Raw genomic sequence first — 15,238 nt, forward strand, 5'->3', positions numbered from 1 at the left:
ATGTCAGATGATCTGATTAGAAATTCATGACTTTGTTAACCGCTGCAACGATACGCGCAGGGTTAGGCAGCCATGTATCTTCGATTTGTGCAAATGGATAGATTGTATCCGGGCCAGCAACACGCAGAACCGGAGCTTCCAGGTGCAGAATTGCTTTTTCATTGATTTGTGCAATGACTTCAGCAGCAATACCTGCGCTCTTTTGAGCTTCTTGTACAATAATTGCACGATTTGTTTTCTTAACGGAAGCTACGATTGTATCAATATCAATCGGGCTGATTGTACGAAGGTCGATAACTTCAACTTTGATGCCTTGTTTTTCAAGCTCTTCTGCTGCTTTTACAGAAGTATGAACCATCATACCGTAAGTGATGATCGTAACATCAGAACCTTCACGAACAATGTTTGCTTTACCCAGCTCAACAACGTAGTCTTCCTCAGGCACTTCTGCACGGAAAGCATGGTACAGGTTCAAGTGCTCCATGAAGAATACTGGATCGTTGTCGCGGATAGAAGCGATCATCAAACCTTTTGCATCATATGGGTTCGAAGGAACTACCACTTTAATACCCGGAGTTTGCGTAAGCAAACCTTCCAGGGAGTCTGTGTGCAATTCTGCCGCTTTTACGCCGCCACCAAATGGTGTACGGAATACGATTGGAGAATTGTATTTACCACCGGAGCGGTAACGCATACGAGCTGCTTGAACCACCATTTGGTCAAGAGCTTCGAAGATAAAACCTACGAATTGAATCTCAGCTACCGGACGGAAGCCTTGAATACCCAGACCAACAGCCAAACCGCCGATTGCGGATTCAGCCAGCGGTGTATCAAATACACGCTCTTCACCAAACTCTTTTTGCAAACCTTCCGTTACACGGAAAACGCCGCCTACATTACCCACGTCTTCACCGAAGAGCAGAACGTTAGGGTCACGTTTCAGCTCTACGCGAAGCGCATCACGAATTGCTTCTTTCATGTTCAATTGTGCCATTTGCTTCATTTCCTCCTTAAACATTGACAGTTCACATTTGAATTCATACATGTATACCGAGACACCGCTACCGGCGCCGGATGTTTATGCTTTATCGGAAAAAACTTATTGGAAATCAGCTTTTTGCTCTTCCAAGTGCTTAGGCGTTTGTTCGAACATGCTGTCGATCAGGCCCGAAATCGTCATTTTCTCGGTTTTTTCCGCTTTTTTGATCTCTTCGTTTACTTTTGCTTTTGCTTCTTCTTTCACACGTGCTGTATCTTCTTCAGTCCACAGACCTTTTTTCTCCAGATATTTAGCAAAACGTGCGATTGGATCTTTTTCACTCCACTCAGCCTCTTCTTCCTTCGTACGATACTTGGAAGCATCATCAGAAAGAGAGTGTGGACGGAAACGATAAGTTACAGCTTCGATCAACGTTGCGCCCTCACCATTACGTCCGCGTTCAGCAGCTTCCTGAACCGCTTTGATAACAGCAAAGATGTCCATACCGTCAACTTTAACACCTTTGATACCTGCCGCTACCGCTTTGTGAGCGATGGACAGAGCTGCTGTTTGTTTAGCAAAAGGAGTTGTAATGGCATAGCCGTTGTTTTGTACGAAGAAGATTACAGGCAGTTTATATACACCAGCGTAGTTCAGACCTTCATAGAAGTCACCTTCGGAGGAACCGCCATCACCTGTGTATGTGATAACTACTTGTTTTTGTTTTTTCAGTTTGTATCCCATAGCAATACCCATTGCATGCAGAATTTGTGCACCAATGATGATTTGTGGCATCAATACGTTAACGCCGTCCGGGATTTGTCCACCATGCTGGTGTCCACGTGAGTACAAGAATGCTTGATAAAGAGGAAGTCCGTGCCACACGAGTTGCGGAATGTCGCGATAGCCTGGAGCGATAAAATCTTCTTTTTCAAGAGCAAACTCACTACCAACCATTGTAGCTTCTTGACCAGATACTGGAGCATAGAAACCAAGACGACCTTGACGGCCCAGGTTTACTGCACGGTCATCCCAAGTACGGGTAAATACCATGCGATACATAATTTCTTTTAATTGATCGTCGGAAAGCTTAGGCATCATGTCTTTGTTAACAATTTCGCCGTCAGGAGACAGCACGGACAGAGCTTCTACATCCTCCGTGTATACTTCATAAGGAACCTTGCTCATTTTTTTCTTCACCTCAACAAAAAATTTGAATATCAAGTTCCGCTGTTATATTATTATTATACACCTGTTTCACTGCATACGTCAAAGAAATCCGTAATATTTTTATGTTTCCTTTCGGATTGTATGTATAACAGGGGTCTAATATTGGTATAACAGCATAATACATGATTGCGTGTTTGACCCATCCCCGCACCAGGTTAATCTTACCGTATTGCGCGGTCGAATGCAAAAATAACCCGGAAAGGTGACGTTTTATGACGGATTCCCGCTATTTGAAACGGACGATTGTTAAGGAAGAGATGGAAAGCCGTTATCTCGGTGAGAAACGGACCCTTCGTATTTATCTTCCCCCAGGCTACAACGAACTGCTTAGCTACCCTGTAGTGTATTGCCAGGATGGTGAGGAATTTTTTAACTTTGGACGAATCGCCACGACCGCTAACCGCATCATTCTGGATGAAGGAGCTGAACCTTTCATTATAGTAGGGGTTCAAGTCGACGTATCCGTAAGAACTCAGGAATATGCTCCTTTTGGCAATCGGTTCACAGCCTACACCAAGTGCTTTGCAGAAGAGATTATTCCCTATGTAGAGGAGAAATATCCCGTTAGACGTTCTCCGCAGGAGCGTGTTCTCGCTGGTGATTCGCTTGGCGGCAGCGTGTCCCTCCATCTGGCGCTGCTGTATCCAGAACTGTTTACCCGCGTCATCAGCATGTCTGGCGCATTCTACTCTGCTTCTCAGGAAATCTATGCTGCGGCCGAGGATTTGTCATGGCTGTCCATCTGGATGATTGTTGGTTTGCAGGAGACGGCTTTTGAAGCCGACACTGGAACTTATGATTTTGTAGAGCTAAACCGAAATACTAGGGATTTGCTGGAGAAACGCGGTGCTCTCGTCTCCTATCAGGAGAAGGACGGGAATCACCAATGGGGCTTCTGGCAAAAGGAACTGCCGGAGGCTTTGCTCTACTTTTTGCAAGAACGCTAACATCAAGATATAACACATGTATTGGTTAGGCGGCTGCACAGCCGCTTTTATTTTTTTAATTTGTTGGTTTCATTCCCGCCCCATTGTTAACGCTTACATTCATGCGATGAAAAAGAAGCAGGAGCTTCTGATCATTCTCGTTTCCATCCTGCCTCTTTGCCATTTCATCAATGATATTTATAACGAATGCTCTTCTATAATGCTGTTCAATAATACATCACAGCCAGCGTTCACCAGCTCGTACACTTCTTCGAAGTTGCCTGTGTAATACGGATCAGGTACTTCTCTCAGCTTTTCGTTCGGAAGCAGATCCATAAATTTAAGGATCTCTGCCTCTTCTCCACCTGGCAAGCTTCGTACATTATCTGCATTGGAGTTATCCATACATATAATGTAGTCAAATTGAGTGAAGTCTTCGCTTGCAAACTGTCTCGCGGTCATATTTGCATATGAGATTTGAACCGAATCCAGCAATTTTCGTGTACCTTCATGCGGAGGTTTGCCCACATGCCAGTTGCCTGTCCCCGCCGAATCTACACGAATCTGATCTGCGAAGCCGCCCTGAATAACCTTATGTCGCATAACAGCTTCCGCCATAGGTGATCTGCAAATGTTACCAAGACATACAAATACAACGTTAATCATGTTAATCCCCCTTGCCTAAAGTCCCTTGAATTGCAGACGGTGTGTGTTTCATCATCAGTTTCTCCTGCTTCATCACACCAGTATTCCTGTCCTCAGTTAATGAACGACGCGGCAGCTTCCATTTGTAATGCACCGAGCACATCCGGAAAAAGACTACCGTCACAAAACAAATGAGTAGTCCAACGTTCGTTGTAAACCAGCCCATGCCAATTGCAAAGCCGGCTGTCATCGCCCATACGGCATAAATTTCATCACGCAGCACAAGTGGTTTACGTCCGGCAAGCAGATCACGAATAATTCCTCCACCGATCCCCGTCATCACAGCTGCTACAATGACTGCGCTGACTGGATGGCCCATATTAGCCGCATACAATCCCCCCTGGATCGCAAAGGCAGCCAGTCCAATCGCATCAAATAACGCTTCTGTCCGTTTCCAGTGACCTATCCATTTCAGAGGCAGTACAAAAGCAACAGCTACGGATACCAACGCAAGCATAATGAGCGAGCCCTGACTCCACAGTGTCGTTACTGGCACACCAATAAGCACATTCCGGATAATCCCTCCACCGAATGCTGTCACAAGTCCCAGCACCAGTACACCCAAAATATCATACTCCTCTTCCATTGCCACAAATGCACCGGACATTGCAAATGCAATTGTTCCGATAATGCTGAATACTTCAAAAATGTGTAAGTCCAACCTGTTCAAACCTCACTTTTCAAGTCATCTCCATGTCGCTCTTCCCATTGTATCCGCGAGTACAGAAATTGTGCAACCACATTTTGTCGATTATACTGGTTTGGTGTATAGTTTTAACACTTGTTTTATTCGAAACCTACTATAAAATGTAAATGGTTCTCCTCTATACATAAGGAAGGATGAAATAGAATGGATTATAAACGTATCGTGATTTTTACTGGAGGCTTGCTCGCCAAAGAGTTCATCCAGGAAATTCAGACCGATGACATCGTTATCGCAGCTGACCGCGGAGCCTTGTATTTAATCGAACATGGAATTAAACCCCACATCGCTGTTGGTGACTTTGATTCCATCTCAGAAGCAGAACGCGAGATCGTTAGCAATAATAGTGGAAAGTTTGTCGCTTGTGATCCTGTGCATAAAGACCTTACCGATACTGAAATGGCTTTTGAAACTGCTCTCGATCACGAGCCTACCCATATTCTCATCTTTGGCGCAACGGGTACACGGATGGATCATACACTTGCGAATGTTCATATTATGGTTCGGGCCATGCAGCATCATATTTCATGTGCATTGCAGGACGAGCATAATTATATGATGCTGACCACGTCAAGTGCTGTTGTGGAGACACGTGGATATACCTATGTTTCACTTCTTCCTTTAACGCACGAGGTTACTGGCATATGTCTGGAAGGATTCATGTACCCGTTGGATCAGGCAACAATCCGCATGGGACAGTCCCTGGGCATCAGCAACAAGCTGCTAGGTGAATCTGGCACAGTGACAATCGACAGCGGTCTTCTATTAATTATCCAAAGCAAAGACTGATATCTTCACTCTCGGGTCCGCATCCATCTATAATTATTACGTTTTTGTAACCTGTTTTTTTGAGAAAAAAACATAAGAAAACAATTAAAATCCCTTGATTTTCAAGGGATTTTTTCGTTTTAAGCTGTTTTCCTATTCGTCAATGATTAATTTTTTGACATTTTTAATCATATTTTAATAAAGATAGCCAAACTACTGATCTATCAAGCTTTTTGCTTATGTATCCAATTTCTAGGTTGTTACAAACCTGTTATACTCGCTCTAGCAACTTAACGAAAACGAATTTTGGAGGTATTAACTACATGAAAACAAACTTCTTATTCCAAAAGGCCGTAACCGTCGGGTTGTGCGCTACACTAGGTTTTGGAGCTGTACTAATGACAAATGCACCTGTGGCAAAAGCTGCAACAGCATCTGTATCAACAGGACAACAAATTGTAAACTTTGGCAAAAAATTTACAGGAACTCCATATAAATTTGGTGCTTCGACTACAACAACCAGAAACTTTGATTGCTCTTCATTTATGAAATATATTTTTGAAAAGTATGGTGTAGACCTTCCGCGCACTGCCGCAAAACAATCCAAGGAGGGCACATTTGTCTCGAAGGCCAATCTTCGCGTTGGCGACCTTGTCTTTTTCTCAAGCGGCAGCCGTTCCACTGGTTCTAACGTTACCCATGTGGGCGTTTACGCTGGCAACGGACAGATTCTTCATACGTATGGTTCTCCAGGTGTAACACTATCGGATCTGAATTCCGGCACGTGGAAAAGAACTTACATTACAGCTCGCCGCGTGCTCTAGCACGCCCTGCCTAATTCAGCCATGTAACAGCGACCGGGTCATCGTGATCCGGTCTTTTCACATTTAATGCATTTTATCAGCCATGCAGCATATATCCAACTCCCCGAACCGTCTGAATCAGCTTCACATCCTGGCCTTTATCAACCTTGACCCTCAGGTGTTTGATATATACGTCCACCACATTGGTATCCATTGCAAAATCATACCCCCACACCTCACGCAAAATATCACTGCGCGTACAAGCTTCATTCAGATGTCTGGCTAGATATTCCAATAATTCATATTCTTTTGGAGTCAGATTCAAGTACAGCCCACCACGACTCACCCTTCGTGATCGAAGATTGATTTTGAGGTCCTGCACAACAATGATTTCCTCCTCATTATAAGATGCATTGGCAAACAGCCGAAGCAAACTGCGTATTCTCGCTAACATCACCTTGGGATGCAACGGTTCTTCCATAACATCATTCGCTCCAAAATCAAGCCAGTCAACAACACGCTGCGGAGTAGCCTCGGGAACAATAACAAATACAGGCCGCAAACAGCCTTGATTCATCCATTTTTTTAAACTTATTCGATCTTGTTCGCTTCGCTGTATTTCCTCTGTATCCCGATCCACAAAAATGATTAACTGCTCGCGGGGCGCATCTGCATCTCCCATCTTATCTATTTCAGACCAGTTAAGCCGGCTCACTTCATAGCCCTCTTCTAGCAAAATATGCTCTATACGTGTTACCAGCTCTCCTGTACCTGCTAACCTAATCGCTGTTTTCATACATCTCACCCGGCCTGTCTGTTTTCCGCCGCTTTTTGGCATGGATTGTACAGTTAGGATGCCATAAAAAGAAAAAGTCCATTCCCGTCGGGAACAGACTTTAATGCTTTGATTGAATTGTTAGCGATCAGTCGAGGAGATCAGCGCCTGCGTATAATGATGGTGCCCTTGCATGAAAATATTCATCTATAGGATGAAACTAATATTCTTTAATGTAATTCAGCCAAAATAGCGATGTACCAGAGTTCGTGCCTCTGCCGTATCTTTTGTCCCATGAACAAGAACACGGCCATCCTGAAAAATAACTAATCTATGTTTAGCTGTTGTTAATGATACCAGAAAAGGATTACTTTCCACTTTTCCTTCACCCAGCCGAGTTAACCGATCCGCTGTCTGATGCAGATCAAGCTTCATGGCTCGCGCAGGACGAATCTGCACCGTGTCCCTGCCGCAAAGTACGTCCGTTTTCTCCAGATTGGATGCCGAAAGAAACGGATATGTTGCAGATGGGCCGCATGATGCACAATCCTGCTTTTTCGCCCCATCCACATTAATGGATATGTACTCGTTTCGCCACACGTCAAAGGACAACAGCTTTCTTCTAAGAGCGGCTGTATTACCACTAAGCAGCTTCATCGCCTCCGCTGTCTGATTTGCCGTTACCATCTGCACCGCTTGAGGAATGATTCCCGACGTATCACAGGTGTCTCCGCCAAGGGGGACCTCACCCAGAAGACAGTTCAAACAAGGTGTATCCCCCGGTAAAAACGTATACGTAATACCGTAGCTGCCGACACAGCCCCCGTAGATCCATGGAATTCGATGCTTCTGGGCCATATCATTAATGAGTAACCGTGTATCAAAATTATCTGTTGCATCCATAATCAGATCCGCCTCTGGAATGAGCTCTTCCAGCTCGTCTACTCGTACATCCATCACCTTGGCCTCGATGCGAACAGTAGAGTTAATTGCAGTTAAACGTTTGACCGCTGCCATTGCTTTGGGTATGCGATCTATTGCATCCTGTTCCACATAAAGCTGTTGCCGTTGCAGGTTACTCCATTCCACATAGTCCCGATCCACAATCGTAATCTGTCCAACACCCGAACGAACCAGTGTTTCAGCTATACCTGTTCCAAGCGCACCTGCTCCGATGATTAAAACCTTGCTGTCTTTTAACTTTGCCTGACCTTCCTGGCCAAGAGGAGCATATCGTTCCTGTCTGGAGTAGCGATCGAGCTGCTCCGCCTGATATAACTGATCTCTCATGTATGAACCATTCCTTCCACCGGACTGCTTGCTGCCGCATAACGCTTCACAGGAATCATACCTGCTGTATAAGCCAGTCTGCCTGCCTCCACCCCGAGCCGCATCGCTTTCGCCATACTCACTGGATCACTAGATCCGGATACGGCAGTGTTCAGCAGTACAGCATCCGCTCCCAGCTCCATTGCATGAGCAGCATCTTTAGGCGAGCGCAAACCTGCATCAACAATGACGGGCACAACAGCCTGCTCTATAATCATCTCCAGATTATACGGATTAATGATGCCACGACCGGCACCGATCGGAGAAGCACCCGGCATGACTGCATGTACACCAAGTAACTGCAGTCGTTTGGCTAATATAACGTCGTCCGAAATATATGGCAAAACGGTGAAGCCTTTTTCCAGCAAAATGCTGCAAGCCTTGTACGTTTCAAGCGGATCAGGAAGCAATGTTACGCCGTCTCCGATCACTTCAACTTTTATCATATCACAAAGTCCAGATGCCCGTGCAAGCTCAGCGATCCGCACTGCTTCATCCGCAGTCGTGGCACCCGCCGTATTCGGCAGGAGTGTATATTTACTTAAATCCAGCGTGTCCAGAAAATGCTTCTCTCCCGCCTCCTCCAGATTCAAACGGCGCACCGCAAAGGTTAATATTTCTGTACCTGAGGCTTCCACAGCCTGACTCTGAATATGCAAATCCGTAAACTTGCCTGTTCCAAGCAGCAGTCTTGAATTAAATTCATATTTTCCAATGTTCAGCATGTCAGCACTCTCCCTATGATTTAACATGTTTAACTAACCCTATAATCTATTTCAGTTAGCCTCCACCCACAAAGTGAACAATTTCAATTCGATCTCCGTCTCTCAGCGCTGTCGTCTCATGATGATCCTTCGTCAAAATGTTACGATTCAACTCCACAACGACCGTTTTCACTTGCAGGTTAAAGGATTGCAGCAATTTGTCCACTCGATTCAAATCATCAGCAATCTCCATCTTCTGTCCGTTCACGATAATGTTCAACGCGCAACTCCCTTTCTGTTCAAACGATTAGGCGATAAAGCTTCGATCCCCATCTCCTCAGCACTTTTGCCCTCTAGCATGTCTGCAAGCCAGCGTCCGGTTACTGCACTAAGTAATATTCCGTTACGGTAATGCCCATAGGCAGTATACAAGCCAGGCATGTTATCGCACTCTCCTATATATGGAAGACCATCCGGGGTTCCAGGTCTCACACCAGCCCAGGCCCGCAAGAAATGGGCTTCTTTGACTCCAGGAGCCCAGGTGCTTGCCGTACTAAGCAATCGTTGCACACTATAAGCTGACACGCTGTGATCTTTTTTTCCGGGCCAGCTCGTGGCTCCGATCCAGACTTCTCCATTCGCTTTGGGAACGATGTAGATATCCTCCGCGTAAAGCGTGCGATCCGGTTTGTAAGCTGTTTGTTCTGCAGGAAATTGAATCGCAACGATCTCTCCTTTAACCGGACTTGAAGGTAAGCTGATGCCTGCCTGTTGTAGCAGCACTTCACTATGCAAGCCAGCGGCAATAATTACGTGTTTACAAGTGACATGTCCCCTCTCGGTCACAATCCCTTGTACACCATACTGATTCACTAATAATTGAATATCCTTTACACCTTCCCATATCCGGGCCCCCATCCTATGTGCTGACCTCACATAAGCTTTGGTTAACGACACCGGAAGGATTTCGCTCTCCAAGGATCGGTAATACGCACCGTATGTATCCCGATTAAGCCAAGCGGCTTCTCGCTGCACGGTACTTCTGTCCCACCAAACTTGTTCCGTCAATGGAACGGCTGCCCGCTTTTCCTTATAATGACTTACTTCATTGTATGATCTGAATGGTGTGATGAACCCGCTCTGCCTTAAACCAAGTTCCATGCCCGACAGTGCCGTTAATTGATCCTTTTGTTTGTGCAGCAGCGCCCTGCTCTCAAGAGCGGCCTGAGCGATAACAGGATGAGCAAAATGCTCACTATCCGCAGCAAGCATTCCCGCAGCTGCACAGGAGCTTCCACTCGCAATCTCATTTTGCTCGATCAGAAGCACATCATGTCCCCTTCGTGTCAATTCAAAGGCAATAGCACAACCTATGACGCCTCCGCCAACAATAATGGTTTCTGCGTGAAGCACGCCAGATAACTCAGATCCCTGAATATTCGCAGCTTCATGCGAACTATTGGATTCATATAATTCATCCGATCCATAGCATGTATTAAATCCGGATTGATCATCAGAACCTTGCTCCAGTGGAACGGCCCCTCGTTTTTGCATGTGCCCATCTCCTTGATTTTGAAGCATGTATATTACTGTTCTGCCGCCTGCTTTATAAGACGGACAGCGTGAGCAGGGTTCTCATGCTGAAATACACTTGAGATCACAGCAGCACCACGAGCTCCCGCTAACCGTACCGCCTGGATGCTGGATGCCTGAATACCACCAATTGCAATCACAGGAATATCAACGCCGGAGCATACTTCCGCCAACGCTTCCACCCCCCTTGGATGTAGGTCTGGCTTGCTACGACTTGCATACACATGCCCGAAAAACAGGTAATCTGCCCCGAAATCCACTGCTATGCGCGCCTCATGAATGGAATGCACAGATACTCCTAAGCGTATGTGTTGTCTCTTTCTCACGACATTCATGTCCAGTTCCGCCTTTGTCAGCATGTCCTGGCTCCAATGTACTCCGCAGCACAAATCGCCGGCTAATAACGGGTTGGCCCCATTGATGACAATGCGTGAGACTGGAATTCCTGAATCTGTCATGTGCCTGGCCCACTTAAAATGTTGTTGCAGCGAAAGTTGCTTTTCCCGAATGTGAATGTAATCCACCCAGGGCCATATCTGCTTGGCGATGTTCAGCACACTCGTTTGCTCCCCCTTATTGGTAGACACAACATGCAGCTCAAAGGAAGACTGAGCTTGCTTGCATGCTTCATTAGGTATGACAGTAAGATTTAGTGAGTGATGGAGCGAACGTTCACTCTTTCCATCTCTTTCTGCTTCAGTCCTTGTTGTATTCACGTTATCCTCCTTCCCTACGTGCAGCGTCAAGCACGGAAATGACACAACACAAAAAAGCCACTCCCGTAGGAGTGGCTGCGTATAAACAAGGGTCCAGACAGATTACGAGCGTGCAGATGAGATCTGTTAAACAGTTAAGTCAACAACCGTTCGCCAGTACCTATTGCCTGCATCACTGTAAGTAAGTTTCCTGTTCATCTAGAGAACATCACTTACTGTCATTTTGCTGAAACGCGCCACTTCCCTACGCTGGTATGATCCAGATCAGGTGCGAAGGGTCCGGAATCGCATTCTTCCATCTCAGCCGCATCGTGCGGCCCCCCTAGTGTTCATATGAAGTTGAAGTTGTAGCCTATATTACCACAATCGGATTTTTTTGTCATCGTGCTTTTTCCGACCATTCTTCCACATTCCACGTTTTGGTGACCCAGCCTTCGTAAAAATCAGGTTCGTGAGACACAAGTAAAACGGTCCCCTTGTATTCCTTCAACGCTCGCTGAAGCTCGGCCTTTGCAGTAACATCCAGATGGTTCGTCGGCTCATCAAACAATACCCAGTTGCTTTCACGCATCAGCAGCTTGCACAACCGCACTTTAGCCTGTTCTCCCCCACTGAGCATGTTCAAGGGACGTGTAATGTGTTCATTTTTGAGACCGCACCTAGCTAGATGTCCTCTTACTTCATTCTGAGTCAGATGAGAAAACTCATTCCATACATCGTCAATCGGTGTAATATTTGCAGCACGCACTTCCTGTTCAAAGTATGCCGTCTCCAGATAATCACCCAGGAATGTTTTACCGCTAATAGGCGGGATTTTACCCAGAATGGTCTTGAGCAGTGTCGATTTACCCACACCGTTACAACCGACAATAGCAATCTTTTCTCCGCGTTCAATAGTCATCGTCATCTTTGGCAGAAGCGGATACGTATAACCAATTTCAAAATCAATGCCTTCAAACACAGTTTTGCTGCTTGCACGGGCATCCTTGAAATTAAATGTTGGTTTTGCAGCTTCGTCAGGACGATCAATCCGCTCAATCTTGCCGAGCTGCTTTTCCCGGCTTTTCGCCCGTCCCGAGGTGGATGCACGAGCTTTATTCCGCTGGATAAAGTCTTCCTGCTTTTTAATATATTCCTGTTGCTTTTCATACGCATCAATATGCTGCGCCTTCTGCATATCCGCCATCTCCAGAAATTTCTCATAATTGGCAGCGTAGCGCGTAAGCTTGGCAAATTCCAGATGGTAAATTACATTCACCACTTCATTCATAAACTCTGTATCATGTGAGATTAACAGAAAAGCATACGGGTAGTCTTTTAAATAACGCGTCAGCCATTCAATATGCTCTACATCCAGATAGTTTGTCGGCTCATCCAGTAATAAGGCCGTTGGCTTCTCCAGCAATAATTTGGCAAGCAGTACCTTTGTGCGCTGTCCACCGCTTAGAGCGGCAACATCCCGATCCAGACCAATTGCATTTAATCCCAAACCGTTCGCCATTTCCTCCACTTTTACATCAATCAGATAAAAATCGCCCTGCTCCAGCTGCTCCTGAATTTCACCCATCTCCTCCAGCAGCTGCTCCAGTCTGTCCGGATCAGCATCGGCCATCTGATCGGTGATCTGCATCAGCTCTTTCTCCAGCTCAAGCAGTGGCAGAAAAGCATCCTTCAGCACATCTCGAATCGTTTTGCCAGGGGTCAGCTTTGTATGCTGATCCAGATATCCATAACGAACTTTAGGCGTCCATTCCACTTTCCCGCTGTCTTTTAGCAATTTTCCCGTCAAGATGTTCATCAGGGTTGATTTCCCTGCACCATTGGCCCCTACCAGGCCTACACGCTCTCCAGCAAGGAGACGAAATGAAACATTTTTAAATAATGTACGGTCTCCAAAATTGTGACTGACATTCTCTACAGATAATAAACTCATAAGATGAAGCTGCTCCTATCTATATAAATTGAACGAGGTCGTGTCTGAAATCGCTATAGTCCAATTTATCTATTTCATTATTCTGAATTACGTTTCGAACCCTTATTTTAGCACAGGTTCTGTGTTTTCTGAAAGTAATGAAAATTGAGCAGAGCAATCATATTCAAAATAACCTTCAGCCGCTGCCTGTCTTGCTGTTGTAAACACCTCTTGAGCATGGAAACCAGCATTGCAGGTGGCAGGATAATGATATTTAATGCCTGTTGCGGGATCAAACCCGCCAACAATTGCTGTTTTTTTGACCAGTCTGCCCCCACCAATCGCAAAATTGTTAATTCTCTGATCCCCCGCGGCGATCCCCTGCATAAAGGCGATAATACCGACGTCATTGATCGAATTGTACCAATCCTCCTGCGAAATCAGGGGCATGGTGAATACATAGGACACACCATTTTTTCTTGCAAACTCATTATGCCGATTAATGACCTCTGCAAGCTCGTCCTGAACACGAGTCACAATACGACTGCGCCGTACCTGTTCAAATACAGTTGAATCTTGCAGCAATCCGATTGTCGTACGGGCAGCAAGTTCATGCTGAAAGCCCTCGATCCATTTACCAGCGTTAGCATCATAGGCATACACATAACGATCCAGTGTAAAATTAATACTGTTTCCATCCTGATCTGAATATGTATACGGCCTTTTAGGGCTCCATACCTGTCTAAAGGACTGCTGCATATCCCCAGTCATCTCGTTTTCTTTGGCAAAAATATAATAACCATCATAGTCCAGCACAACGATGGCTGGAATGTAATCAAACATATGCTGAATAGCTGATAAATCGTCCTGAATCCCCATATTTAAAGCCATCGTTTGTGTAAAGGTGGACAGTGCCAGCTCCTTGTCCGCTTTAACAAATTTGGCAGAATCATAAGCCGCCTCTGCATGCTGTTTTTCGTTCTGATGCATGACTGAACCCGCATCCATCACTGCGGTTTGAAGTGCTGTCTGGTAACGGGTTGCAAGCAGGGTTGCCTTTTCTGCATCATTCGTGTGAAGGGTGAGCATGAAAAAGATCGGGAAGAAGATCAATACAAAAACGATGCCAAGCTCAGTAATCTTCATTCAGCACCATGCCCCCATGTGCAGTAAAAACCGCTTCCGCCTGCGCTGTGCCACCTTGCAGCCATTCCCGAATAAGCATCGAAGGTGTTCGATTGGTACTTTTAAGGCTTACAGAGAAAAAATCGCCTACGCCCAGCGTGTATCTGCGCCCCGGATCATCCATTGTCAATGTGCCTGATAACGGAAAGAGGCGTTCCCGAATCTGGGATAAATAATATCCGTCGTACACGACCTCATATGCTCCCGTAAAGCTGCTCGGATTCATCGGGTCCGTATAACGTGGTACATATTTTTTATGTAAATGTTCCATCGTAATATGATAATCGTTACCTGTCCGGGCCAGCTGCTCTTCAAACTCCGCCAGCATTCGAGGGGAAATATATCCTTTGGTACGCACAGCATCCACGAAACGTGTAACACTCTGCGACGCAGTCATCCGAGCTATATCATCCTGCCGTTCGGCAACCTCGGCCGCGGGGTAAACATAAAGCAGCAGGACGGCCAGCAGCACAGCCAATAATTTGGACGCTGCATTAATCATTGCCTTTTACCTCCTTCCGAAAAGAGAGCTTTAACAGTTCTCCGGCGGCGCCTCGATTATACGTTGGCAGGTAATTGCCTTCCAGTTCAACCGGAATTGTCGCTGACGGATTAGCAAACGGATCAATGATATATTCAAGACCATCCACCTCAACCTGAATCCCAGTGCCTGTCATTTGCCGCACAGTATGAAGCACCTCCGCTCCAGTGTAACGATTCGGCTGGCTCGAATGCAGCGTCATATGGATTCTGCCTTCCATCGCTGTAACACTTGCCGTCCTTTCATTCAATGCACTCGTTAAAATAAGGACATTACGCTGCCCGTACAGGCAGGCTGCCACAAAAAGCACAACCGCCGTACAGAACAGCATCAGATGCTGTGTATTTCGTGACATGTTATACCATCTCC

General features: G+C 45.8%; 17 protein-coding genes and 1 riboswitch. Of the genes, 3 read left to right on the top strand and 14 right to left on the bottom strand.

Annotated features, from left to right (window positions below):
* Positions 1-16: 16 nt before the first annotated feature.
* Entirely contained in the window at positions 17-994 is a 978-nt protein-coding gene (locus DFQ00_RS12160; RefSeq protein WP_110896743.1) for an alpha-ketoacid dehydrogenase subunit beta, read from the bottom strand.
* Between the two features lie 105 nt (positions 995-1,099).
* Entirely contained in the window at positions 1,100-2,167 is a 1,068-nt protein-coding gene (gene pdhA, locus DFQ00_RS12165; protein ID WP_095286477.1) for a pyruvate dehydrogenase (acetyl-transferring) E1 component subunit alpha, read from the bottom strand.
* A 254-nt stretch (positions 2,168-2,421) separates the two neighbouring features.
* Here pdhA and DFQ00_RS12170 point away from each other — a divergent pair, with 254 nt between their 5' ends.
* On the top strand, positions 2,422-3,156 hold the full coding sequence (locus DFQ00_RS12170; protein WP_110896744.1) for an alpha/beta hydrolase: 735 nt from the start codon (positions 2,422-2,424) through the stop codon (positions 3,154-3,156).
* Positions 3,157-3,333: 177 nt separating this feature from the next.
* On the opposite strand, the gene DFQ00_RS12175 is transcribed toward DFQ00_RS12170, so the two are convergent.
* Both DFQ00_RS12175 and DFQ00_RS12180 read right to left on the bottom strand, forming a co-directional pair.
* On the bottom strand, positions 3,334-3,801 hold the full coding sequence (locus DFQ00_RS12175; RefSeq protein ID WP_110896745.1) for a low molecular weight protein-tyrosine-phosphatase: 468 nt from the start codon (positions 3,799-3,801) through the stop codon (positions 3,334-3,336).
* 1 nt (position 3,802) lies between these two features.
* Positions 3,803-4,501 carry a trimeric intracellular cation channel family protein gene (locus DFQ00_RS12180; RefSeq protein WP_110896746.1) on the bottom strand — a complete coding sequence of 233 codons (699 nt, stop codon included), beginning with the start codon at positions 4,499-4,501 and terminating at the stop codon, positions 3,803-3,805.
* Positions 4,502-4,690: 189 nt separating this feature from the next.
* Between DFQ00_RS12180 and DFQ00_RS12185 the strand changes: the two genes are divergently transcribed.
* Positions 4,691-5,332 carry a thiamine diphosphokinase gene (locus DFQ00_RS12185; protein ID WP_110896747.1) on the top strand — a complete coding sequence of 214 codons (642 nt, stop codon included), beginning with the start codon at positions 4,691-4,693 and terminating at the stop codon, positions 5,330-5,332.
* Positions 5,333-5,634: 302 nt separating this feature from the next.
* Positions 5,635-6,135 (top strand): C40 family peptidase, encoded by a 501-nt coding sequence (locus DFQ00_RS12190; protein ID WP_110896748.1) that lies wholly within the window; start codon positions 5,635-5,637, stop codon positions 6,133-6,135.
* Between the two features lie 76 nt (positions 6,136-6,211).
* On the opposite strand, the gene DFQ00_RS12195 is transcribed toward DFQ00_RS12190, so the two are convergent.
* The 10 genes from DFQ00_RS12195 to DFQ00_RS12240 all read right to left on the bottom strand — a co-directional run bounded on the left by DFQ00_RS12195 (position 6,212) and on the right by DFQ00_RS12240 (position 15,224).
* The gene (locus DFQ00_RS12195) at positions 6,212-6,910 is read right to left on the bottom strand and encodes a response regulator transcription factor (protein WP_167433684.1); all 699 of its coding nucleotides are present in this window, start codon (positions 6,908-6,910) and stop codon (positions 6,212-6,214) included.
* A 219-nt stretch (positions 6,911-7,129) separates the two neighbouring features.
* Positions 7,130-8,179, bottom strand: a complete 1,050-nt coding sequence (locus DFQ00_RS12200) for a ThiF family adenylyltransferase (protein ID WP_110896750.1) — start codon at positions 8,177-8,179, stop codon at positions 7,130-7,132.
* Positions 8,176-8,943, bottom strand: a complete 768-nt coding sequence (locus tag DFQ00_RS12205; RefSeq protein ID WP_110896751.1) for a thiazole synthase — start codon at positions 8,941-8,943, stop codon at positions 8,176-8,178. Before DFQ00_RS12205 ends, DFQ00_RS12200 begins: the two co-directional genes overlap by 4 nt.
* A 55-nt stretch (positions 8,944-8,998) precedes the next feature.
* Complete coding sequence (thiS, locus tag DFQ00_RS12210; protein WP_110896752.1) at positions 8,999-9,202, bottom strand: sulfur carrier protein ThiS; 204 nt, start codon at positions 9,200-9,202, stop codon at positions 8,999-9,001.
* Positions 9,199-10,476 (bottom strand): glycine oxidase ThiO, encoded by a 1,278-nt coding sequence (thiO, locus tag DFQ00_RS12215; protein ID WP_167433685.1) that lies wholly within the window; start codon positions 10,474-10,476, stop codon positions 9,199-9,201. The genes thiS and thiO overlap by 4 nt, the downstream gene beginning before the upstream one ends.
* Before the next feature lie 32 nt (positions 10,477-10,508).
* Entirely contained in the window at positions 10,509-11,231 is a 723-nt protein-coding gene (locus tag DFQ00_RS12220) for a thiamine phosphate synthase (protein WP_167433686.1), read from the bottom strand.
* Between the two features lie 224 nt (positions 11,232-11,455).
* Positions 11,456-11,565: riboswitch (TPP riboswitch) on the bottom strand.
* A gap of 45 nt (positions 11,566-11,610) precedes the next feature.
* The gene (locus DFQ00_RS12225) at positions 11,611-13,164 is read right to left on the bottom strand and encodes an ABC-F family ATP-binding cassette domain-containing protein (RefSeq protein WP_110896755.1); all 1,554 of its coding nucleotides are present in this window, start codon (positions 13,162-13,164) and stop codon (positions 11,611-11,613) included.
* Between the two features lie 102 nt (positions 13,165-13,266).
* The gene (locus DFQ00_RS12230; protein WP_110896756.1) at positions 13,267-14,289 is read right to left on the bottom strand and encodes a hypothetical protein; all 1,023 of its coding nucleotides are present in this window, start codon (positions 14,287-14,289) and stop codon (positions 13,267-13,269) included.
* Complete coding sequence (locus DFQ00_RS12235) at positions 14,276-14,830, bottom strand: hypothetical protein (RefSeq protein WP_110896757.1); 555 nt, start codon at positions 14,828-14,830, stop codon at positions 14,276-14,278. Before DFQ00_RS12235 ends, DFQ00_RS12230 begins: the two co-directional genes overlap by 14 nt.
* The gene (locus DFQ00_RS12240) at positions 14,823-15,224 is read right to left on the bottom strand and encodes a hypothetical protein (RefSeq protein WP_110896758.1); all 402 of its coding nucleotides are present in this window, start codon (positions 15,222-15,224) and stop codon (positions 14,823-14,825) included. Before DFQ00_RS12240 ends, DFQ00_RS12235 begins: the two co-directional genes overlap by 8 nt.
* Positions 15,225-15,238: the final 14 nt, after the last annotated feature.

The sequence above is a fragment of the Paenibacillus barcinonensis genome (assembly GCF_003217495.1).
Taxonomy (GTDB): Bacteria; Bacillota; Bacilli; order Paenibacillales; family Paenibacillaceae; genus Paenibacillus; species Paenibacillus barcinonensis.

Excerpts from the sequence above, each read along its gene's own strand:
- DFQ00_RS12160 (WP_110896743.1), bottom strand. The coding sequence starts at position 994 with ATGGCACAATTGAACATGAAAGAAGCAATTCGTGATGCGCTTCGCGTA.
- pdhA (WP_095286477.1), bottom strand. The coding sequence starts at position 2,167 with ATGAGCAAGGTTCCTTATGAAGTATACACGGAGGATGTAGAAGCTCTG.
- DFQ00_RS12170 (WP_110896744.1), top strand. The coding sequence starts at position 2,422 with ATGACGGATTCCCGCTATTTGAAACGGACGATTGTTAAGGAAGAGATG.
- DFQ00_RS12175 (WP_110896745.1), bottom strand. The coding sequence starts at position 3,801 with ATGATTAACGTTGTATTTGTATGTCTTGGTAACATTTGCAGATCACCT.
- DFQ00_RS12185 (WP_110896747.1), top strand. The coding sequence starts at position 4,691 with ATGGATTATAAACGTATCGTGATTTTTACTGGAGGCTTGCTCGCCAAA.
- DFQ00_RS12190 (WP_110896748.1), top strand. The coding sequence starts at position 5,635 with ATGAAAACAAACTTCTTATTCCAAAAGGCCGTAACCGTCGGGTTGTGC.
- DFQ00_RS12195 (WP_167433684.1), bottom strand. The coding sequence starts at position 6,910 with ATGAAAACAGCGATTAGGTTAGCAGGTACAGGAGAGCTGGTAACACGT.
- DFQ00_RS12200 (WP_110896750.1), bottom strand. The coding sequence starts at position 8,179 with ATGAGAGATCAGTTATATCAGGCGGAGCAGCTCGATCGCTACTCCAGA.
- DFQ00_RS12205 (WP_110896751.1), bottom strand. The coding sequence starts at position 8,943 with ATGCTGAACATTGGAAAATATGAATTTAATTCAAGACTGCTGCTTGGA.
- thiO (WP_167433685.1), bottom strand. The coding sequence starts at position 10,476 with ATGCAAAAACGAGGGGCCGTTCCACTGGAGCAAGGTTCTGATGATCAA.
- DFQ00_RS12225 (WP_110896755.1), bottom strand. The coding sequence starts at position 13,164 with ATGAGTTTATTATCTGTAGAGAATGTCAGTCACAATTTTGGAGACCGT.
- DFQ00_RS12230 (WP_110896756.1), bottom strand. The coding sequence starts at position 14,289 with ATGAAGATTACTGAGCTTGGCATCGTTTTTGTATTGATCTTCTTCCCG.
- DFQ00_RS12235 (WP_110896757.1), bottom strand. The coding sequence starts at position 14,830 with ATGATTAATGCAGCGTCCAAATTATTGGCTGTGCTGCTGGCCGTCCTG.
- DFQ00_RS12240 (WP_110896758.1), bottom strand. The coding sequence starts at position 15,224 with ATGTCACGAAATACACAGCATCTGATGCTGTTCTGTACGGCGGTTGTG.